A 21,592-nucleotide genomic window follows, 5' to 3' on the forward strand; every position below is an offset into this window, starting at 1 on the left:
TTCAACCAACGGTCATGCGACCGAAGGTCCTATCCGGTATTAGCCCCGGTTTCCCGGGGTTATCCCGGTCTTACAGGCAGGTTGCCTACGTGTTACTCACCCGTCCGCCGCTCGATCCACTCCCGTCTGCCCGAAGGCTTCTGGAAGCTTCACGCGCTCGACTTGCATGTATTAGGCGTGCCGCCAGCGTTCGTCCTGAGCCAGGATCAAACTCTCCATCAAAACTCATCCCAAAGGAATGAGCCCCGCACGCTTGTGCTTTGTTCAGTTTTCAAGGTTCTGAAGCCCATTGATGGGCAAACTTCCTTTTTAGAAGCGACGTTTTTTAATATAACACACACAAATTATCGTGTCAATACTTAATTTGATATTTGTGTTGTTCGTCTGTGATATTGTCATATTGTAACGCGTCAGTGAAAATGTTGAATTTAAGCTATCGCCAGGTTTGCCGCCTGAAAAAACGCATACTTGAGGAGGGAGAAACTGGAGTCATACACAAAAACAAAGGGCGCCAACCGGCTCATGCCTTGAGGCTGTCATTTATGACGCTTTAGAGCAAAAAGGTATGCTACGATTGCCAAGTATAAGGAAGGAAATGAATTGACTTCAAACGCTCGCAATCATTTTGCTGTAAATTATAACATCGCAACTTTGTTAGTTGAAATGAGAGGATTGACTCACTCCCCTTACTATACTTCCATTTTAGGGCAAAAAGGTAACGGATATCAGATTGACCAGGGGATAGTCATCATGAAGTCCGTTATTGCCGCTATAGCCGACCGTTCAATCCATGAAGCAGATATAAGTTTCTGGGATACCCTTCCTTATCAGTACCGATTAGAACACGGTAAATAGAAATTGGGGCGAGTTGCTTTATCACCCCTATTTTGTCATTTGTTCTGAAAACAGCTACAGCGACATCCGCAACCAAAGCATGCGGTGTCGCTGTGTGACATACTCCCACCACCTACGCTAACGCTTAGAGGTGGGGGCTTCTCGGGTAATCCCATCTCATGATGGGAAGTTGACCGAGCGATCCCCGTGTGCCCCACGGTTCGAGATCCAGTTAGGTAATGCCTAACTGTTTCAGACCTTCCTTTTTGATATTGATGGCGGCGTTGGTGTCTCGGTCTGCCACAAAACCGCATTCACAACGGAACTGGCGTTCTGTGAGAGACAGAGATGCCTTCACCCGGCCACAACATGAACACGTTTTGGATGAGGGGAACCATTTGTCGATTTTGATCAGCTTCTTTCCCTGTTCTGCTAACTTGTATTGAAGGAAGAAGGTGAACATGCCCCAGCCGTTGTCGTGGACGCTTTGACCGAAACGAAGGGCTTGAGCCATCCCTTTCATGTTGAGGTCTTCAATCACCACGGCATCATACCGGTTGGTCAATTGCCTTGAAGCCTTGTGCAAAAAATCCTGACGTTGGTTGGCGATTTTTTCGTGCAACTTGGCTACTTTCCGCCGTTGTTTGTGCCAACGGTTGGAACCTTTCCTGCGGCGTGACAGCACCCGTTGAGCTCGGGCCAGTTTTTCCAAGGCTTGCCGGTAAAATCGAGGATAATTGGCTCTCTTACCCTCGCTATCGACATACAGCGTATTCATGGAAAAATCGAGCCCAACAACGTTTTCTATTTCTTTTGGCACCGGTTGGTGTTCATACTCAGTCAGAATGGAGATGAAGTATTTTCCTGTTTTCGTTTTCGTGATCGTACAGGACTTGATCATGTGGTGTGGCGGTATGTCACGGTGTTGTTTGATCTTGATCCATTTCAGTTTGGGTAGCTTGATATAGCCATCGGCAAGCTTAATGTTGCCATTCACCATATTTGTGGTATACGACTGTTTGGCCTTGCGGCTTTTGAACTTGGGAAATCCCGCCCGGCCAGAGAAGAAGTTGGTGAATGCTTTTTGCAAGTTTAATTGAGCGTTTGCCAGGGCAAGGCTATCGACTTCTTTGAGCCACGGAAAATCCCGTTTGTACTTGGCCGGAGTGGGAAATTTGTGCTGTTTCATGGCTTCTTTGTCGTCTTTGAACGTGTCATAGATGTGTTGACGTTCCTCAAGCATTTTGTTGTAGACGAAACGGACACAACCGAACGTTTTGGCGAGCAGTTGTGCTTGTTCTTGTGTTGGATACAAACGGAATTTGTAGGCTTTGTTGGCCATATCCGCATCACCTGCCCACAATACGAACGTTTGTTTGATTTTATTTTACCACACTCATCATATTGAGGCTACATCAAACCGACATTCATCTCCCACTTTCGCTTCGCTTAGAAGTGGGAGACTTCTGTCGGAGGTAAGTTAAAATTTATCCTGGGGTGATCACGCTTCATCTTCCTCGTCCAGTTTTTGCTGGACCTCCTCTGTCACCTGTACCTTGGCCACCGTGGCTACTTCTTCATCCTCTTGCAAGCGGATCAGCCGGACACCGCGGGCATACCGGCTCAATCGGGATACTTCGTCAACATGTATGCGAATAATCAGCCCGTTAGAGGTGACCAGCATAAAATCGTCATTGGCAGCAACGGTCTTTAACCCAACAACCTCAAAACACGGTTCGGTCACGTTATAACTTTTAAGTCCTATTCCTCCCCGGGATTGGATACGATACTCATCAATTGAGGTACGCTTGCCATATCCATTTCTGGAAACAATCATCACATCGTGATCTTTCTTGACCACATCCATATCAATCACTTCATCATCCGGCCGCAGCGTAATGCCTTTTACGCCGGCAGCGGCACGCCCCATCACCCTAACCTCTTGTTCCGAGAACCGGATGGCCATTCCTTTTTTGGTGCCCATGATGATTTCTTGCTGGCCATCTGTCAGGCGCACAGAGATCAGTTCATCGTTATCCCGCAGATTAATGGCAAACAAGCCGCCGCGGCGCACATATTCGAAATCATGAAGGGCCGTTCGCTTGACAATGCCCTGCCGGGTGGCAAAGAACAGATAACGGTGAGGTTGATAGTCCTCAACCTGAATCAGTGCGGTAATATATTCGTCTTTTTCAATTTGAATCAGATTAATGATGGGCAACCCGCGGGCAGTACGCCCCAACTCTGGGATCTCGTAAGCTTTGAGGCGGTAGACGCGCCCCTTGTTGGTAAACAATAATATAAAATCATGGGTATTCGCCACAAACAGATGTTCAACAAAATCGTCCTCTTTGGTTCCCAACCCTGTGATGCCACGTCCGCCACGCTTTTGGCTGCGGTATGTGCTAACAGGCAAACGTTTAATGTATCCTTTGTGGGTAAGGGTGATAATCACTTCCTCTTGAGGAATAAGATCTTCATCTTCAATATGGTCAACGGCAACCGTGATTTCCGTCCGGCGCTCGTCATTGTATTTTTCCTTTATTTCATGCAGTTCTTCCTTGATCACATTTAAAATTTTACGTTCGTCAGCTAAGATGGCCTTAAGCTCGGCAATTTTAGCCAGCAATTCCCTGTATTCATTTTCAATCTTTTCCCTTTCCAAGCCGGTCAAACGTTGCAGGCGCATGTCCAAAATGGCCTGTGCCTGATCCTCTGTCAAATTAAACTGCGTCATTAAGCCTGTTTTGGCTTCATCAGTGGTCCGCGACGAACGGATCAAGTCGATGACAGCATCCAGATGGTCAAGGGCGACACGCAAACCTTCTAAAATATGGGCCCGTGCCTCCGCTTTGCGCAAGTCATACTCGGTCCGGCGGCGAATGACCTCTTTTTGATGGTCCAGATAATACTTCAGTACCTGCTTGAGGTTCAGAACTTTAGGCTCGCCGTCGACCAGAGCCAACATGTTGATGCCAAACGTGGTTTGCAATGCTGTGTGTTTATATAAGTTGTTCAAGACAACATTGGCGTTGATGTCACGGCGCAATTCAATGACGACGCGCATACCGTTGCGGTCGGACTCATCGCGCAGATCCGTGATGCCGTCAATTTTTTTCTCCCTGACCAGTTCAGCGATTTTTTCAATTAATTTCGCTTTGTTCACTTGATAAGGCAACTCGTCGACAATAATGCGCTGCTTGCCATTATCGCTGACCTCAATGCTGGTTTTGGCACGTAAGGTAATGGTGCCCCGGCCGGTGGTGTATGCCCTTCTGATCCCTGACGTTCCCAAAATCTGGGCCCCTGTCGGAAAATCCGGCCCAGGAATAAATTCCATTAAATCAGCCACCGTGGCCTCCGGATGGTCGATTAAATGGGTCAGCGCATCAATCACTTCGCCCAACTGGTGGGGAGGGACGTTAGTGGCCATACCCACAGCAATTCCCGCTGCGCCATTCACCAATAAATTGGGAAATCGTGACGGAAGGACAACCGGTTCTTTCTCCTGGCCATCGTAGTTATCTTGGTAATCAATAGTTTCTTTATGAATGTCTCTTAACAATTCCGTTGCGATTTTAGCCATTTTGGCTTCCGTATAACGCATGGCTGCCGCTGCGTCACCATCAATGGAACCAAAGTTACCATGGCCGTCAATTAAGGGATAGCGGTAGGAAAAATCTTGCGCCATGCGCACCAAGGTGTCATAGACAGCCATATCCCCGTGGGGATGGTATTTACCAATCACTTCCCCGACGATTCGGGCCGATTTTTTATACGGTTTGTCCGGCGTCATGCCCAGTTCATTCATGGCAAATAAGATGCGCCGGTGAACAGGTTTCAAACCATCCCGCACATCGGGCAAGGCACGGCTGACAATAACACTCATGGCATAATCCATGAACGAATTGCGCATCTCTTGTCCGATGTTCACTTCTTTGATTCGTTGTTCAGCCATCTAGTGCATACCTCCGTTTAGCCGGGATCTGACATAGATTCAGATCCGCTCCCCTAATCTAGTATTTCCATAACATAAGAAAACTAAATCTTTCGGCAGACAAATAGTTAAATATAGTTAAACATTTTGCTTCACTACTTGTGTCACAATAAACAGCAAGAGCAAGGTTGTGCCGCTTAAGACAACAGCCATCAGGTGCGCCTCCGTCATCCGGTTGGCTTGCACAGCGTCATAGATGGCAATGGCCAGCGTTTGTGTTTGGCCGGGAATGTTTCCGGCCACCATGAGGGTGGCTCCAAATTCCCCCATCGCCCTGGCAAAGCCCAGGACCAATCCGGCCAAGACCCCTCTGTAGCCAAGGGGGAGCATAATATAACGGAACACTTGCCACCGATTGGCCCCATCCAGCTGGGCTGCCTTTAGAATTTCATGTTCTATGGATTCAAAGGCCGTTTGAATGGGACGAATGATTAAGGGCAGTGAAGCGATGGCAGCAGCAATAACCGCCGCTTTCCACGTAAACACGATGGGGGAGCCTGTCCAATGTTCAATTATCCGCCCCACAAGGCCATCCCGCCCGATCACAAGCAGCAAGTAATAGCCTAAAACGGTTGGCGGAAGAACGAGGGGAATGACCGTGATCAATGATAAAATTTTTGTCCAACGGTTTTGCCACTGTACAAACATCCAGGCACACACGATGCCAATCAATAAAGCCACAAAGGTTGCCAGAGCAGCCACTTTTAACGACAAATAGAGTGGAAAAGCAATCGTCTCCATCTTAACTCCTATCAATGTTGCGGTCGTGGTGATTTGAAACCATAGTTTATGAGCATTTCTTGCCCTTTGGGGGACAAAATAAAGTCACTAAACAGCCGGGCCTCTTCTTTCCGTTTGCTCGCCTTTACAATTCCTAAAGCCTGTACCAACGGTTCATCCGTTTCGATCAACTCAAATGACAGAGGGGAATGCTGGGCAATGGCAGCCGCGACCAGCCCCACTTCAGCATTTCCTGTTTCCACCACTTGCAGGGCTTGGCGCACACTGTCAGCGTAGACGATTTTCTCCTGCACGTGGTCCCATACGCCCAGTTCCTGCAATATCTCTTTTGCCTTCCGGCCATAGGGAGCATGCTCAGGGTTGGCAATGACAATCCGTTCAATGTGAGGGGAAACTAAGCGTTCCACACTCATCTCAGGAAACTGATCTTCAGCGAAAATCAACCCGATTTGACCAAGGGCATACACCTCTTTACTCCCGGTCTCAATGAAACCGGCCTCCAGCAATTGATCAATGTAGGTTTCATCCGCCGCTGCAAACAGGTCGAAAGGGGCCCCGTGTCTGATCTGCTGGGTTAATTGGCCGGTTGCCCCAAAGGTAAACCTCACCTGTATCCCCGTTTCTTCTGTAAAGGCCTCCCCTAGCTCGCTAAAAACATGATACAAATCGGAAGCTGCTGCCACAGTAAGCGCTTGTTCATCAGGTTGATCCTCTGCACACCCCGTGCAAAGGATGATGCCCAACAAGCCAACAAAACCTATAAGGTACAAGGGCTTCATCTGCTCACCAACTTTATCATGCCTCAACCATTAAATGGGGTTATAACAACTCAATAGTTTTATTGTACCATAACCTCTGATAGATGGGGGAATGGCTCGTGACATACTCCCACCACCTACGCTAACGCTTAGAGGTGGGGGCTTCTCGGGTAATCCCATCTCATGATGGGAAGTTGACCGAGCGATCCCCGTGTGCCCCACGGTTCGAGATCCAGTCAGGCAGTCCCTAACTTTTTCAGACCTTCCTTTTTGATATTGATGGCGGCGTTGATATCTCTGTCTGCCACAAAACCGCATGCACAGCGAAATAGACGTTCGGAAAGCGATAGAGACACGTTCACCCGGCCACAACATGAACACGTTTTGGATGAGGGGAACCATTTGTCGATTTTGATCAGCTTCTTTCCCTGTTCTGCTAACTTGTATTGAAGGAAGAAGGTGAACATGCCCCAGCCGTTGTCGTGGACGCTTTGACCGAAATGGAGGGCTTGAGCCATCCCTTTCATGTTGAGGTCTTCAATCACCACTGCATCATACCGGTTGGCCAATTGTCGTGAAGCCTGATGCAGAAAATCCTGACGTTGGTTGGCGATTTTTTCGTGCAACTGGGCGACTTTCCGCCGCTGTTTGTGCCAACGGTTGGAACCTTTCCTGCGGCGTGACAGCACCCGTTGGGCTCGGGCCAGTTTTTCCAAGGCTTGCCGATAGAATCGAGGATAATTGGCTCTCTTACCCTCGCTATCAACATACAGCGTATTCATGGAAAAATCGAGCCCAACAACGTTTTCTATTTCTTTTGGCACCGGTTGATGTTCATATTCGGTCAGAATGGAGATGAAGTATTTTCCTGTTTTCGTTTTGGTAATCGTACAAGCCTTGATGGTGTGGTGAACAGGAATCTCCCGATGTTGCTTTAATTTGACCCATTTCAGTTTGGGTAACTTGATATAGCCATCTGCAAGCTTAATGTTTCCGTTGACCACATTTGTCGTGTACGACTGTTTGGCCTTGCGGCTTTTGAACTTGGGAAATCCCGCCCGGCCAGAGAAGAAGTTGGTGAATGCTTTTTGCAAGTTTAATTGAGCGTTGGCTAAGGCAAGGCTATCGACTTCTTTAAGCCACGGAAAATCCCGTTTGTACTTGGCCGGAGTGGGAAATTTGTGCTGTTTCATGGCTTCTTTGTTGTCCTTGAACTTTTCATAAATTTGTATGCGTTCCTCAAGCATTTTGTTGTAGACGAAACGGACGCAACCGAACGTTTTGGCGAGCAGCTGTTCCTGTTCTTGTGTTGGATACAGACGGAATTTGTAGGCTTTGTTGGGCATATCCACATCACCTATCCACAATACGAACGTTTGTTTGATTTTATTTTACCACACTCATCATATTGAGGCTACATCAAACCGACATTCATCTCCCACTTTCGCTTCACTTAGAAGTGGGAGACTTCTGTCGGAGGTAAGTTAAAAAAAGTGCAGTTTCCCTCCGGCGTGAAAACTGCACTTTAATGTTAAGTCTGGAACGTTCTTTGTTCTTTAGAAAAAGCGGCATTCTGATCAATAATAGGTGGTGGCACATGTGTCACTGAATATAATGCAGAAATGCTGTGGCAACGGAAAAGTAAATGAATAGGGCGATGATATCATTCAAGGTGGTAATAAACGGGCCGGACGCGATAGCCGGGTCAATGCGCAACTTGTTAATGACCAAGGGTATGGCAGCTCCGACAACAGTGGCCACGCTTAAAGCCGCAAACAGAGAAACCGCTACAACCATTCCAAGCACCCAATTACCGTCATAAAGGAGCGGGATGGCCAACACCAGCACCAAGGCACAGATAAGTCCCAACATCATCCCGGTGCCCAGCTCACGTTTTAACAATTTGCCCACGCCAACCCGGTCAATGGTACCCAGGGCCAGACTGCGCACAACGACGGCCAAAGTTTGAGTCCCGGTATTTCCAGCAGAATCCATAATTAACGGAATAAATACCGCAAGCAGGGCGACAGTCTCCAGCGTCTCTTCAAACCGGCCGATCACGCCTGCTGTAATCAGGCCCAAAAAAGCCAGCATCAGAATCCAAGGCGCCCGCTTCTTGGCGGCAGAAAACGAGGACAGCTGCAGATCAACCGCCCCCCTGGCCGCGGAGATCTCCCCAATATCCTCTGTCGCCTCTTCTTCCACGACATCCATGACATCATCCACAGTGACAATACCGACCAGTTTACCTTGTTTACTAATGACCGGAACAGCCAGAAAATCATACTTTTTAATCACATTGGCCACTTCTTCCTGGTCATCCAACACCGACACGGAGACGACACGGGTACTCATGATCTCCTCTACCAGTTGCTCATCCTGGGCCACAATGAGATCACGCAAAGACACGACACCGACCAGCTTCCCCTCTTCATTGACCACATACAGATAGTAGATTGTTTCCGCATCAGGGGCTTGTTGGCGCAAACGTTTAAGCACATCACTGGCCTTTTCTTTGGTAGACAGGGCAATAAACTCCGTGGTCATGATCGCGCCAGCGGTTTCAGGTGGATAAGCCAGCAAGTGTTTGATGTCCTGGGCATCTTCCAGTCCCATATTATTCAAGTAGGTTTCAGCCATAATGTCAGGCAATTCACCTAAAAAGTCCGCCAAATCGTCAGCTGACATGCTGTTAAACATGTCGATAACAAAAGTTTGGTCAAGCTCTACAATATATTCTTTTTGCTGCTCCAATTCTAACCCCTGGAAAATTTCGGCAAACTCAGCCGGAGACAAATATTCATACACACGTTGCCGTTGATTTTTATCAAATGAGGTAAATAATTCCACTTGATCGGTAGGGTGGAGTTCCAAAAACAGGTTGCGAAACTCTTCTATATTTCCCGCCTTTAAGGCCTTAATCACAGAACGGGTGTATTCCTCTTTATTTCTTTCATCCAGTTTGACCATTGAGACAACCTCCCTGTTCAGGAGTCCATCCCACCGCAAGAAGTGATGAAAATGGACTGCCTGTTTTTAGAGTGAACCAAGGGGTACATGATTATGACACAATGCAGATGTTGACTAGCATCGTCATTTTCGCATCTGTAACTCCTAGGATCGCCATCCATTTTCATCACCCCTTTCACACCAAATAAAAAAGCACCTTCCACGAATGAAGGTGCATCGGTAAACAGACAGATTTGAACATGCGAACACAAATCGACCAGTCGCTTACCTTCCTGCTCCTTCATTCGTTGAGCTTTGGCACTGTACGGCATAGGAGCTTGGCTCCAGCTACATTAGAAACGACCTTACCTCGATCGTTCCTGTTGACCCATTGGCGTCTTTAGACATTTCTGGGCAGTAGCGTATCTCCGTACAGGAGCCTCACCTAACGAAGGAGTCGTATGCTGCTGTCTTAGATAAGATACATGATTCATCAGATGATGTCAATGGGTCTTGAACCCGTCACTGAGAATCGAAGCCAAATCCACCAGATGGGTAATGGCCTGGTTGTTCTCTTTGGCAGGCAGATAAACCGCATAAAACTCCCGCTCTATGGGAAGTTCAGCCAAAATTTTGACCCGCTTGGCCTGTACGGCTGCCCGGGCGGCTATATTGGAGACGATCGAATAACCCAGACCGGCTTGGACCATGGAAATGACGGACTCGGTATGTTCCACTTTGGCTACGCATTTGAGATCCCGCACAGAATATCCCCACTTACGGAGCCCCTGGTCTGCCGCTCTCCATGTGCCTGAACGTTCGCTCCTGAATACAAAGGGACTATCCTTGATATCTTCAAAGTCTTCGATCTCCTCACCATGATCCGGACCAATGATCACCAATTTATCTTTGGCAATCACATGCTGCTTTAAGGACTCATCTGCAGGGGAAATTCCCACAAAGCCGATATCGACTTTTTCATTGGTAATTAATTCTAAGACATGGGTTGATTCATGGACCGCCAACTGTACTTCCATCTGTGGAAAACGGTCCAAAAATTTTTGCAGGATAGGAGGAAGTAAATACGTCCCTGGAATGGTGCTAGCACCAATCTTAATCAATCCCGCCATATTTCCCTGTAAAGCGGCGCACTGCTCTACGATTTCCTGCCAGCCTTTAAGCAGGGTTTCTCCATGGCGGAGCACAATCCTTCCTGCCTCCGTTGGTTCCAGCGTATCCCTGTTTAACAGGGGAACACCCAGCTCTTTCTCCAGTTTTTTGATCTGTTTGCTGACAGCCGGCTGACTAATATTTAAAATTTGAGCCACCGTTGAAAAATTTTTGTGTTCTGCCGCTAACATAAAGGTCTTTACTCTTTTTAGATTCATCTTCCCTCACCATAACAAATGGTTATGATCATTTTAATTGATTGTTAACCTACGCTAACGCTTAGAAGTGGGAGACTTCTGTCGGAGGTAAGTTAAAATCGGGATGCTGTGCTATTGAGCAATTTTATCAGGAGCACAATGCCTCCCATGTTCACCCTGCACAAAAAAGGCGCACTCCCTATAAAGAGTGCAGCTTTAGGCAACATCATATATCCAAATTGCGCACATATTTGGCATGTTGCTGGATAAACTCACGGCGCGGCTCCACTTGATCCCCCATTAAGGTCTCAAAGATAGCATCCGCCTCCACGGCATCCGTTAAACTGACCTGCAGCAAGGTGCGGCTTTCCGGGTCCATGGTGGTTTCCCACAGTTGGGTGGGATTCATCTCACCCAATCCTTTGTAGCGCTGGATGGTGGGTTTGGGGTTGTCAGGCAGTTCCTTTAACTTTCGCTCCAATTCCCGGTCCGAATAAGCGTATAAGACTTTTTTGCCCTGGGTAATTTTATACAAAGGCGGTTGGGCGATATAGACATACCCCCGTTCGATCAACGGTTTCATGTACCGGTAGAAAAAGGTTAAGAGCAAGGTGCGGATATGGGCTCCGTCCACATCAGCATCCGTCATGATAATGACTTTATGGTAACGGGCTTTATTAATATCAAATTCATCCCCGATGCCTGTTCCGAGCGCTGTAATAATAGCCCGGATTTCGTTGTTGGACAATATTTTATCCAGGCGGGCCTTCTCCACGTTAATAATTTTACCCCTTAAAGGCAAGATGGCCTGAAAGTGGCGGTCGCGCCCCTGTTTGGCTGAGCCGCCTGCCGAATCCCCCTCCACAATGTACAACTCACTAATGGAGGGATCGCGACTGGAACAATCAGCCAGTTTGCCAGGAAGGGAAGAAACCTCCAGGGCATTTTTGCGGCGGGTCAGTTCCCTGGCCTTTTTGGCCGCTTCCCTCGCCCGCTGGGCCATGAGGGCTTTCTCTAAAATTTTTTTGGCCACGCTGGGGTTTTCGTTTAAAAACGTAAAGAAATGCTTGGCAAATACATTTTCGGTGATGCCACGCACTTCACTGTTCCCCAGTTTGGTCTTGGTTTGCCCTTCAAACTGGGGATCAGGAATTTTGACTGAAATGACCGCTGTTAATCCTTCCCGCACGTCATCCCCGGTCAAGTTGTTATCCGTCTCTTTGATTAAGCCTTGTTTGCGTCCATATTCATTGATCACCCTTGTCAAAGCGCTTTTAAAGCCCGATTCATGGGTGCCCCCTTCATAAGTGTGGATGTTGTTGGCAAAGGAAAACAGATTGCTGGCAAAACTGTCGTTATACTGCAGGGCGATCTCGACATAGACGCCTTCCTTTTCGTCCTCAATGTAGATGGGCTCATGCAAGACTTCCCGGGCCCGGTTTATATATTCGACAAATGAAGCAATGCCGCCCTCGTAAACAAAAATATCTGGTTGAGCTTGTTCCATGCGTTCATCCTTAAAAATGATTTTAAGGCCTTTGTTGAGAAACGCGATCTCTCGCAAACGATTGCGCAAGGTTTCATAATCAAACTCAGTCGTTTCCTCGAAGATTTCCGGATCGGGCTTAAAGGTGATGGTGGTCCCTGTCCGGGCTGTTTGGCCGATCACTTTCAGATCAAACTCCGGCACGCCCCGCCGGTAGCGTTGATAATAGATATGGCCGTCACGGTGCACTTTCACCTCCAGCCACTCAGACAAGGCATTAACCACCGATGCCCCGACCCCATGCAGTCCCCCGGATACCTTATAGCCTTCACCGCCAAATTTGCCCCCGGCATGGAGCACGGTCATGATGACTTCCACCGCCGGACGGCCCATCTTCTCGTGAATCCCGACCGGAATCCCCCGGCCGTTATCACTGACAGTGACAGAGTTATCCTCATGAACCGTGACATGGATTTCTGTACAGAAACCAGCCAGCGCTTCGTCCACGCTATTGTCCACAATCTCCCAAACCATGTGATGGAGACCTTTACTGCTGGTGGAGCCGATGTACATGCCCGGACGTTTGCGTACCGCTTCCAATCCTTCCAGGACTTGTATCTGATTTTCATCATACGTATGCTCTTGAGTGGTCAAGATTGTTCACCTCTTTCTTTGGTCCTCAGACAAACGGCGGCGGTTGAGGGTACCTCTTAGCTTACGATGTGACCTTCCCGTACATAATAGACCCTCGCTTGAGCAAGCAACCGGCGGTCAATGCCTTCGGTGCTGGTGTTGGTTACAAAGGTTTGCACCTTGTCTTGAATCGCCTGCAAGAGATCTGTCCGGCGCTGGTCGTCCAGCTCAGACAGGACATCATCCAACAAGAGCACCGGGTACTCTCCAATTTCTTCTTTAATCAACTCAATTTCAGCCAGCTTAAGGGATAAGGCAACCGTTCGCTGCTGGCCCTGGGAACCATAGGTGTGCACATTGCGGTTATTAACCATAAAAATTAAATCGTCCCGGTGGGGACCGATCAGGGTGCTGCCCCGGTGTTCTTCCCTGTCTCTCATTTTGGCAAACTGCTGGGTGAGCAGATGGGTCATCTCCTCTTCATTCATGGTCTGATCAATGCCTGTTGCGGTATGGTAACGGATCTCTAACGACTCTTTACCCTTGGTGATCTGGCTGTGAATCTCTTGAGCCCATTGTTCCAGCTTGTGCAGAAACTTGAAACGCTTTTGATATAATTTGACCGCCACGTCAATAAGCTGCTGGGTAAAGACGTCAACCATGGGACGGTGTTTTTCCCGGTCAGTCCATTCTTTCAAGAGAGCATTGCGCTGCATTAATAGTTTCTGATAACGCCCCAAATCGTATAAGTAATTGGCACTCACCTGCCCCAGCTCCATATCAATAAAACGACGGCGCACCTGAGGACTTCCTTTGACCAATTCGAGATCCTCAGGTGCAAACATCACCACATTTAAGGTGCCGATATAATCACTTAACCGTTTTTGTTCCAAGTGATTCAGCTTGGCCCGTTTTCCTCTTTGAGAAATGTGTAATTCCAGCGTAACAGAGCCGTATTTTTTTTCTAGCTCTGCGGCTAGCGTAGTGTGCGCCTTGTGCCACTGAATCAGTTCCTTCTCCTTGGAGGTGCGGTGAGATTTGGTCATGGCCAACACATATAACGACTCTAAAAGGTTGGTTTTTCCTTGGGCATTGTCCCCAATAAACAAATAGATCCCCGGTTGGAACTCTAGCTCAAGGGTAGCATAATTGCGAAAATGTTGCAGGGTTAAACGTTTGACATACAAAGGGAATCCCCCTAGCTTTGTGCAGCAATCTTAACCTGACCAAAGCCGTCAATTTCAATGACATCACCAGGGTATAGTTTCCGTCCCCGGCGGTTTTCCGTTTGGCCATTAACCAGAACGTCATGTTCGGCCAGAAACCATTTGGCTTGCCCGCCAGTATCGATGACACCTACCAGTTTTAACAGTTGTCCCAGTGTAATATAAGGTGTGGAAATGTGGATGATCTTGGCCAAAACAATTCACCTTTTCCTCTGTGCTGGTCTTGCGAAGAAATTGGTTTGTTCCCGCTCATTGTTACAACTCAGGTAAGAGATATAAAACTTAAGAGAACTTAATAGGTTCTCACAGGAAGAATAAGGTGCAGCATATGTTCATGATCTGTTGGCTTAATCACAAACGGGCTTAAGGCACCTGTAAATTGGATCGAAACCTGCGGCGAGTCAATGACACGGAGGGCATCCAGCATAAATCTGGCGTTAAACGCGATCTGAATTTCTTCCCCTTCTATATGGTGAGCGTTAACCTGCTCAAACACTTGCCCGATTTCCGGGGTGTTAGAGGTAATATGGATGCGCTCTTCTTGTATACTCAATTTTACCACATGTTTACTGTCTTTCGCTAAAAGAGATGCGCGTTCAATGGCGGACAAAAGCGCTTTCGTTTCCACTTCCAGCGTGGTTTTGCTTGTTGAGGGAATGATGCGCTCTGTATCTGGATACGTGCCGTCCAACAGGCGGGAGTAAAAGAGCAAGCGTCCTGCTTTGACCAGCATCTGATTATTGGTAATCACGATATCAACCGGATCTGACTCGTCTTCTAAAATGCGCTGCAATTCGTTCATGCTCCGCCCAGGAATGACCACATTTTCAAGATAGAGGTTGTGATTGACTTCCACTTGGGCAGAACGGTGTGCTAAGCGGTGGCTGTCGGTAGCCACTAACGTCAGCAGCCCTTCCTCCAGTTTAAGCAAGACCCCTGTTAAAATGGGACGGGATTCCAATGTGGAGACGGCAAAGGATGTTTGACGAATCAAACTTTTAAGCAACTGGGCCGGAATGCTGAAGACCTGATCCTCTTCCAGTTGGGGCAGGCGGGGATATTCTTCAGCATTTAATCCGTTTAAATTAAACTCCGTTGATCCGGAGCGAATGTGAGTGACTTCATTTTCCAGCACTTCAATCTCAATGTGTTCAGCTGGCAGTTTTTTGACGATTTCTGCAAAATATTTGGCCGGAAGGACGATACTACCTATTTTAACCACTTTAATTAATTCTATATCATCCCGTTGGGCGGGAATGGAAACCTGGATGGAAATGTCAGAATCACTGCCGGTTAAAATGCATTCTTCATGGGTAGCTGTCAGTTTGATACCGGTTAGAATAGGGATTGTGGTCCGCGATGATACGGCTTTGGATACCTGATTAACCGCTTCTTTTAAAGCTTCTCGATCCACCACAATATGCATGCTGTCGACCTCCAAATTTTTTTAGCATATGCCATTTATTTTAGCATAATATATTAATTTAGTTCGTATTAATCATTAATGCCTGTGTAATTGTGGATAACTTGATCTCTGGCAGCAAAATAAAGCCTATACACATGTGGATGGCGTGTGTATAGGCTTGTTTTGTTATACACATGTTGATATTAAGTCTCTTTCTTGATCACTTTGATCAGATGTTCCACTATTTTTTGAAACGAGGTATCTTTTTGCAGATCCTTTTTTATTTTTTCGTGGGCGTGAATGACGGTCGTATGGTCTCGTCCGCCAAATTCTTGCCCAATTTTGGGCAGGGAAGAATCGGTCAGTTCGCGGGATAAGTACATGGCCACTTGACGTGGGTAGGCAATTGACTTGGTCCGTTTTTTCCCTTTTAAATCTTCAACCTTTAAACCGAAATGGTCAGCAACGACTTGTTGAATATGGGCAATCGTGATCAAGTGAGGTTTGTTACTCGGCGCAATATCTTTCAAGGCTTCCTGGGCCAGCTCCGTGCTGATATCTTGATTGGTCATGGTACTGTACGCCACGACCCGGGTTAAGGCCCCTTCCAGTTCGCGGATATTGGTATTGATGAGATCGGCAATGTACACTAAAACCTCATTGGGAATATCCAGATTTTCAGCCTTTGCCTTTTTACGCAGGATGGCAATCCTGGTTTCCAGATCGGGCGGCGTGATGTCGGTGATTAAGCCCCATTCAAACCTGGAGCGCAGCCTGTCTTCCAATGTAGGGATCTCTTTAGGTGGTCTGTCGCTTGAGATCACAATTTGTTTCGCTTCCTCATGCAAGGTATTAAAAGTATGGAAAAATTCCTCTTGTGTCTGTTCTTTTCCGGCCAGAAACTGAATATCATCTACTAAAAGCACGTCAACATTGCGGTACTTATTGCGGAATTCAGTTGTTTTATTGTCCAAGATGGCATTGATAAATTCATTGGTAAACTTTTCAGACGTGGTGTAAACCACACGAGCCTCAGGGTTGTTTTCTAAAACATAGTGGCCAATGGCCTGCATCAAATGGGTTTTTCCCAAACCTACGCCCCCATAGATGAAAAAAGGGTTGTATGCCTTAGCAGGCGCCTCGGCCACAGCCAGTGAGGCAGCATGGGCAAACCGGTTGCCGGCACCAACGACAAAGGAATCAAAGGTATATTTTGGGTTCAGCATGCCGTGATAGTGTTCCTCGCCGGCTGAGGACACTTTTGGTTTGGGTTCGGTCTTTCTGAAGGCCACGCTCACATCCACATCTTCTATCGGTTCATGTTGGGGCAAAATAAATTTCAGGTTGAGTTTAACACCCGTGATATCAAAGACGGTTTCACTGATTAATGGGCGGTAGTGGTTGTCCAACCAATCGCGGATGAATTCATTAGGAGCCACAATGACCAGCGTATCGTTTTCGAGGGCGTGAGCTTGGGTGGACTCTAACCAGGTCTCATAACTTGGCTTACTCACCTTGTCTTTAATTTCCTGTAAGACTCTGGCCCACAAATCACGAACATTTTCCATAAAAAAATGCTCCTTTACTTAAAAAGTCACAAAAAAACATTCACAACTGAATGTGTAAGGAAAATGTCAGTATTTGTCGCAATTGCTCCAGCTTTGACAGAAGGATGTGGAAAACTAAATGATCAGGTTATTCACAGTGGGTATAATTGTCCACATTTTTATCCACAGCATGTGGATAAAAGAGAGAGGGGGATCAGTTATCCACAATCAGGAGCAAAGTTATGATATCAAATAATCTTTTGAAGTTCAATGGTTTATTTTAACTTATCCACAAGTGTACAACTTGTGGTTTTTTGTTTATAAACAGGGAGTGAATGTGTGTATAAGGTGTCGAAAAAGAAGTGGAAATTTGTCGGTTAGTGTGGAAAAGTTATACACAGGGGGGTTAGTTGACTTTTTAAGCAAATATCCTTATAATACTTGAGACTGTTTATGCTAAAACTCCAGACCTAAAACTTCAATGTCGTAAAGTGAGGATCGGGTTTCGTAGTCAAAGGGGAGGTGTAAGTCGATGAAACGTACGTATCAACCCAAAAAACGTAAGCGTAAAAAGGTTCATGGTTTTCGTGCCCGGATGAGCACTAAATATGGGCGTAAAGTGTTAGCCCGTCGCCGCAAGAAAGGCAGAAAAGTATTATCTGCTTAAACTAAGGCCACTGGACCTCAGTGGTCTTTTTTCTCATTCGCCGGTTTGGTGTGGTGCGTCGTTCCTCTCACAGTCATGCTGTGTCTCACAGTCATGCTGTGAGGGTTGTTGTCATACTTCAACGCTTACACGGTTGTTGCATGCTCCCTTAGAAAACATGTAAAATGTAGGCTGAAAGGGTTTGGGATTAAATTATGAAAAAACAATACCGCTTGCGGAAGAACCAGGAATTTGCACGGGTTTACCGCCACGGTCAGTCGGTTGCCAACCGCCAGCTGGTCTTATTTTACTTACCTAATGAGAACGTAGAGCATTTCCGGTTAGGTGTCTCGGTCAGTAAAAAACTTGGACTAGCTGTTGTTCGCAACCGGTTGAAACGGGTGGTGAGAGAGGCGGTCAGGCTTAAAGCAAAACATATTAAACAGGGCTATGACTTGGTGATTATTGTCCGCAAGGGTGCCCTTGATGCTGATTTCGAGCAATTATCTAAAAGTTTTATTCACCTGTTAAAGAAAAGTAAACTTTATGTCAAATAGATGTTGGTGTTTTTGATTATTGTTGTTTAAGGAGGTAAGGGCGTGGGGGTTAAACTGATATTGGCATTGATCCGCTTTTACCAAAAGTGGATCTCCCCGCTCAGGCCACCGAGCTGCCGCTTTGTGCCGACGTGTTCGCACTATGCATACCAGGCTTTTCAGAAGTATGGGTTGTTTAAAGGCAGCTATTTAGTGTTAAAACGTATGATGAAATGTCATCCCTTTCATCGGGGAGGATACGACCCGCTGCCTTAAGCGTTTTCAAGTGCTGCAGTATGATATGTGTGGTTAGGAGGAGTCACATTGTCTTCGAGAGTGTATTTAACGGCACTGTTGTTGGTCTTGGTTTTCATATTGACAGGCTGTAATTTTGAAGAACCGATTGATCCGGCCAACGGCATTTGGGATAAATTTTTCGTTTATCCCTTGTCCTGGGCTTTAGACTATTTTGCCCAATTGCTTAATCCGACTAACAACCCTGCCCTGGACCGCTACGGTTGGGCCATCGTGATTGTGACCGTTTTAATCCGTTTGCTGACGTTGCCTTTGATGGTCAAGCAGCTGAAAACATCTAAAGTGATGCAGGCCCTGCAACCTGAAATGGTGAAGCTTCGTGAAAAATACCAAAAAGATCAGCAACGTTTGCAGCAAGAAATGTTGAAACTATTCCAGAAACATAATGTGAACCCCTTGGCAGGGTGCTTGCCGGTATTGATACAAATGCCGATCTTAATCGCCTTTTATCATGCGATTATGCGCAATGAACATATTGCTTCCCATTCATTTTTATGGCTGCCTGATCTGGGAAATCCAGATCCGTTCTATATCCTCCCTGTGCTTGCTGGTCTGACCACTTATTTGCAGCAAAAGATGATGGGCATGCAAAATAATCCCCAGGTTCAGATTCTCATGGTGATTTTACCTATCATGATTGGGCTGTTTGCGATTTATTTCCCGTCAGCACTCTCCTTATATTGGGTGATCGGGAATCTGTTTACCATCGTGCAGACTTATTTTATGAGAGATATGTATAAATTAAACCAGGAGGTTGCCAGTAAGTGAACCAAGTAACCGCCAAGGGGAAAACGGTGGAAGAAGCTGTTCGTTTAGCGCTTGAAGAGTTGGGGGCAACAGAAGACCAGGTTGAGATCAAAGTCTTGCAAGAACCTTCGAGGGGATTTTTGGGGCTTGGTGCAAAGCCAGCCCTGGTTGAGGTCACGCTGATGCAAGCGGAAACGGAGAAAATGAAGCCAGCGGAACAAGAGCCCACACAAGCTGTTGTTGAGGCGGCCATACAGTTTCTGCAAGACGTGCTTCCCCAAATGGGAGTTGGCCAGGTACAGGTTGCAGCTGAAACCCGCGATGGCCAGGTTTGGCTGAACATTTCAGGGGAGCGGTTGGGGATTGCCATCGGCCGCCGGGGACAAACTTTGGATGCGCTGCAATATTTAACAAATGTGGTGGCCAATCGCCGTGCCGATCACCATGTCCGTTTGATCCTGGATGCCGAAAATTACCGCCAGCGGCGCAAACAGGCGCTGGAGCAGTTGGCTGACCGCTTGGCTAAGAAAGTGATTCGCACCCGGGAGAAAATTGTCTTGGAACCGATGAGCGCGGCAGAGCGAAAGATTATCCACACCCATCTCCAACACTATGCCGGTGTGATCACCAAAAGTGAAGGGGAAGAACCAAACCGGCGTGTGGTGCTCATCCCAAAATAAAAGTGAAGTTAAATTTCACGTAACCCTTGACTTATCCACATGTGGACAAGAATGCTGGTTAGCGTTCTTGTCCTTTTCTTTTTTGGCCAAAATGTGTTATTCTATTTATTTAGGAAAAACTAAAGACTTAACGGGATGTTTGTTGTGGATTGTGGATAAAGGATGGTGCCAATATGGAGTTTGATACCATTGCCGCTATCGCCACTCCAATGGGGGAAGGCGGGATTGCCATTGTTCGCGTCAGCGGTCCGGAGGCGATTGCGGTTGTTGATAAATTATATAGAGGAAGAAAAAAATTATCCACTGTGGACAGTCATACGATCCATTACGGTCACCTGGTGGATCCACAGACTGGAGAACGGATAGAAGAAGTGCTGGTCACGGTGATGAGAGCCCCGCGGACATACACGCGGGAAGACGTGGTGGAAGTTAATTGTCATGGCGGGCTGGTTTCTGTCAGACGGGTGTTAAATTACATTTTAAAGTATGGGGCCAGGTTGGCTGAACCCGGTGAGTTTACGAAAAGGGCTTTTTTGAATGGCCGGATTGACTTATCCCAGGCAGAGGCAGTGATTGACCTCATTCGGGCCAAAACAGACCGGGCGATGAAGAACGCTATGAAACAGGTGGAAGGACGCCTGTCTAAACTGATCAAGCGCTTAAGACAGGAATTAATTGAGACTTTGGCCCACATTGAGGTGACGATTGATTATCCTGAACATGATGTGGAAGAAGTGACGCAGCAATTTTTAAGGGAAAAGTGTGAACAGGTGAAAAAAGAGATTGAGCAGCTCTTGGCAACGGCAGAACAGGGCAAAATTTTGCGGGAAGGGCTCAAAACGGCTATTATTGGCCGCCCTAATGTGGGCAAGTCGTCCTTATTGAACGCCCTGGCCCATGAAAATAGAGCGATCGTCACCGACATACCTGGGACAACCCGGGATGTGCTTGAGGAATATGTCAATGTGCGCGGGGTCCCTTTGCAACTGATTGATACAGCTGGCATCAGGGAAACGGAGGATGTGGTGGAGCGGATCGGAGTTGAACGCTCCCGCCAGGTGTTGAAGGAAGCGGATTTGATCCTTTTGGTCCTGAACATTGCTGAGCCCTTTACAGAAGAGGACCAGGCGCTGCTTGACCTGGTAAAAGACATGAAAACGATCCTGATTGTCAATAAAACGGATCTTGAGCCGAAGCTGGATACAGACCAGCTCAAGGCACGCTACCCTCATCTTCCCTTAATCAAAATGTCGATTAAAGAGGAGAAGGGCTTAGATGAGCTGGAACAGGCAATCGCTGACCTCTATTTCAAGGGGGATATTGAAGCAGGGGATATGACATACGTCAGCAACAGCCGGCATATTGCCTTGTTGAACGAGGCGAAACAGTCCATTGAGGATGCTTTGGCTGCGTTGGAAATGGGATTGCCCGTAGATGTGGTCCAAATCGACATCCGCAAAGCATGGGAAAAGCTGGGCGAAATTATTGGGGATAATGTAAGTGAAAGCTTGATTGACCAGCTGTTTTCCCAGTTTTGTTTAGGCAAGTGACAGGTTTTTGGTGCGCTAAGTGTGATTGGTCCGGCGGATTAAACCGTAAAAGGAGCATTCCCGTTAGGAGCTTTTCCGGGGACTTGATCAAAAAAAGCCCTCTTGGTATGATGCAGGGGTGTCAACCACATCACTCACCATACCAAGGAGGACTTCAGATGAATTGTACACAAAA

Annotated in this window: 18 protein-coding genes, 1 rRNA gene and 1 riboswitch; of the genes, 6 read left to right on the top strand and 13 right to left on the bottom strand. The window is 47.1% G+C overall.

Annotated features, from left to right (window positions below; all coding sequences use genetic code 11):
• The 13 genes from IEW48_RS14200 to dnaA all read right to left on the bottom strand — a co-directional run.
• A 16S ribosomal RNA gene (locus IEW48_RS14200) occupies positions 1-222 on the bottom strand; the annotation flags it as partial.
• A gap of 844 nt (positions 223-1,066) precedes the next feature.
• Positions 1,067-2,176 (bottom strand): RNA-guided endonuclease InsQ/TnpB family protein, encoded by a 1,110-nt coding sequence (locus tag IEW48_RS14205; RefSeq protein ID WP_188624330.1) that lies wholly within the window; start codon positions 2,174-2,176, stop codon positions 1,067-1,069.
• 159 nt (positions 2,177-2,335) lie between these two features.
• Complete coding sequence (gyrA, locus tag IEW48_RS14210; protein ID WP_188624331.1) at positions 2,336-4,792, bottom strand: DNA gyrase subunit A; 2,457 nt, start codon at positions 4,790-4,792, stop codon at positions 2,336-2,338.
• A 117-nt stretch (positions 4,793-4,909) separates the two neighbouring features.
• Entirely contained in the window at positions 4,910-5,572 is a 663-nt protein-coding gene (gene modB / locus IEW48_RS14215) for a molybdate ABC transporter permease subunit (RefSeq protein WP_188624332.1), read from the bottom strand.
• Positions 5,573-5,583: 11 nt separating this feature from the next.
• On the bottom strand, positions 5,584-6,342 hold the full coding sequence (modA, locus tag IEW48_RS14220; RefSeq protein WP_188624333.1) for a molybdate ABC transporter substrate-binding protein: 759 nt from the start codon (positions 6,340-6,342) through the stop codon (positions 5,584-5,586).
• Between the two features lie 224 nt (positions 6,343-6,566).
• On the bottom strand, positions 6,567-7,676 hold the full coding sequence (locus tag IEW48_RS14225; protein WP_188624334.1) for an RNA-guided endonuclease InsQ/TnpB family protein: 1,110 nt from the start codon (positions 7,674-7,676) through the stop codon (positions 6,567-6,569).
• Positions 7,677-7,932: 256 nt separating this feature from the next.
• Positions 7,933-9,300, bottom strand: coding sequence for a magnesium transporter (mgtE, locus tag IEW48_RS14230; protein ID WP_188624335.1), 1,368 nt, complete (start codon positions 9,298-9,300; stop codon positions 7,933-7,935).
• Positions 9,301-9,572: 272 nt separating this feature from the next.
• Positions 9,573-9,739: riboswitch (M-box (ykoK) riboswitch) on the bottom strand.
• A 43-nt stretch (positions 9,740-9,782) separates the two neighbouring features.
• Positions 9,783-10,667 (bottom strand): selenium metabolism-associated LysR family transcriptional regulator, encoded by an 885-nt coding sequence (locus IEW48_RS14235; protein WP_188624336.1) that lies wholly within the window; start codon positions 10,665-10,667, stop codon positions 9,783-9,785.
• Between the two features lie 205 nt (positions 10,668-10,872).
• Entirely contained in the window at positions 10,873-12,786 is a 1,914-nt protein-coding gene (gene gyrB / locus IEW48_RS14240; RefSeq protein WP_007503525.1) for a DNA topoisomerase (ATP-hydrolyzing) subunit B, read from the bottom strand.
• Positions 12,787-12,842: 56 nt separating this feature from the next.
• Positions 12,843-13,952, bottom strand: coding sequence for a DNA replication/repair protein RecF (gene recF, locus IEW48_RS14245; protein ID WP_188624337.1), 1,110 nt, complete (start codon positions 13,950-13,952; stop codon positions 12,843-12,845).
• An 11-nt stretch (positions 13,953-13,963) separates the two neighbouring features.
• Positions 13,964-14,185, bottom strand: coding sequence for a S4 domain-containing protein YaaA (yaaA, locus tag IEW48_RS14250; RefSeq protein WP_188624338.1), 222 nt, complete (start codon positions 14,183-14,185; stop codon positions 13,964-13,966).
• Between the two features lie 98 nt (positions 14,186-14,283).
• The gene (dnaN, locus tag IEW48_RS14255) at positions 14,284-15,417 is read right to left on the bottom strand and encodes a DNA polymerase III subunit beta (protein ID WP_188624339.1); all 1,134 of its coding nucleotides are present in this window, start codon (positions 15,415-15,417) and stop codon (positions 14,284-14,286) included.
• Positions 15,418-15,599: 182 nt separating this feature from the next.
• Positions 15,600-16,964 (bottom strand): chromosomal replication initiator protein DnaA, encoded by a 1,365-nt coding sequence (gene dnaA, locus IEW48_RS14260; RefSeq protein ID WP_007503521.1) that lies wholly within the window; start codon positions 16,962-16,964, stop codon positions 15,600-15,602.
• Positions 16,965-17,475: 511 nt separating this feature from the next.
• Between dnaA and rpmH the strand changes: the two genes are divergently transcribed.
• The 6 genes from rpmH (at position 17,476) to mnmE (ending at position 21,417) form a co-directional block, all read left to right on the top strand.
• On the top strand, positions 17,476-17,610 hold the full coding sequence (rpmH, locus tag IEW48_RS14265; RefSeq protein WP_188624340.1) for a 50S ribosomal protein L34: 135 nt from the start codon (positions 17,476-17,478) through the stop codon (positions 17,608-17,610).
• A gap of 194 nt (positions 17,611-17,804) precedes the next feature.
• Positions 17,805-18,146 carry a ribonuclease P protein component gene (gene rnpA / locus IEW48_RS14270; RefSeq protein ID WP_188624341.1) on the top strand — a complete coding sequence of 114 codons (342 nt, stop codon included), beginning with the start codon at positions 17,805-17,807 and terminating at the stop codon, positions 18,144-18,146.
• Positions 18,147-18,188: 42 nt separating this feature from the next.
• Positions 18,189-18,401 (top strand): membrane protein insertion efficiency factor YidD, encoded by a 213-nt coding sequence (yidD, locus tag IEW48_RS14275; RefSeq protein ID WP_007503515.1) that lies wholly within the window; start codon positions 18,189-18,191, stop codon positions 18,399-18,401.
• A gap of 48 nt (positions 18,402-18,449) precedes the next feature.
• Positions 18,450-19,208 (top strand): membrane protein insertase YidC, encoded by a 759-nt coding sequence (gene yidC / locus IEW48_RS14280; RefSeq protein ID WP_188624342.1) that lies wholly within the window; start codon positions 18,450-18,452, stop codon positions 19,206-19,208.
• Positions 19,205-19,867 carry an RNA-binding cell elongation regulator Jag/EloR gene (gene jag, locus IEW48_RS14285; protein ID WP_188624343.1) on the top strand — a complete coding sequence of 221 codons (663 nt, stop codon included), beginning with the start codon at positions 19,205-19,207 and terminating at the stop codon, positions 19,865-19,867. The genes yidC and jag overlap by 4 nt, the downstream gene beginning before the upstream one ends.
• 173 nt (positions 19,868-20,040) lie before the next feature.
• Positions 20,041-21,417 (top strand): tRNA uridine-5-carboxymethylaminomethyl(34) synthesis GTPase MnmE, encoded by a 1,377-nt coding sequence (mnmE, locus tag IEW48_RS14290; protein ID WP_188624344.1) that lies wholly within the window; start codon positions 20,041-20,043, stop codon positions 21,415-21,417.
• Positions 21,418-21,592 lie beyond the last annotated feature (175 nt).

Origin of the sequence: Caldalkalibacillus thermarum, from assembly GCF_014644735.1 — a bacterium.
GTDB lineage: Bacteria > Bacillota > Bacilli > Caldalkalibacillales > Caldalkalibacillaceae > Caldalkalibacillus > Caldalkalibacillus thermarum.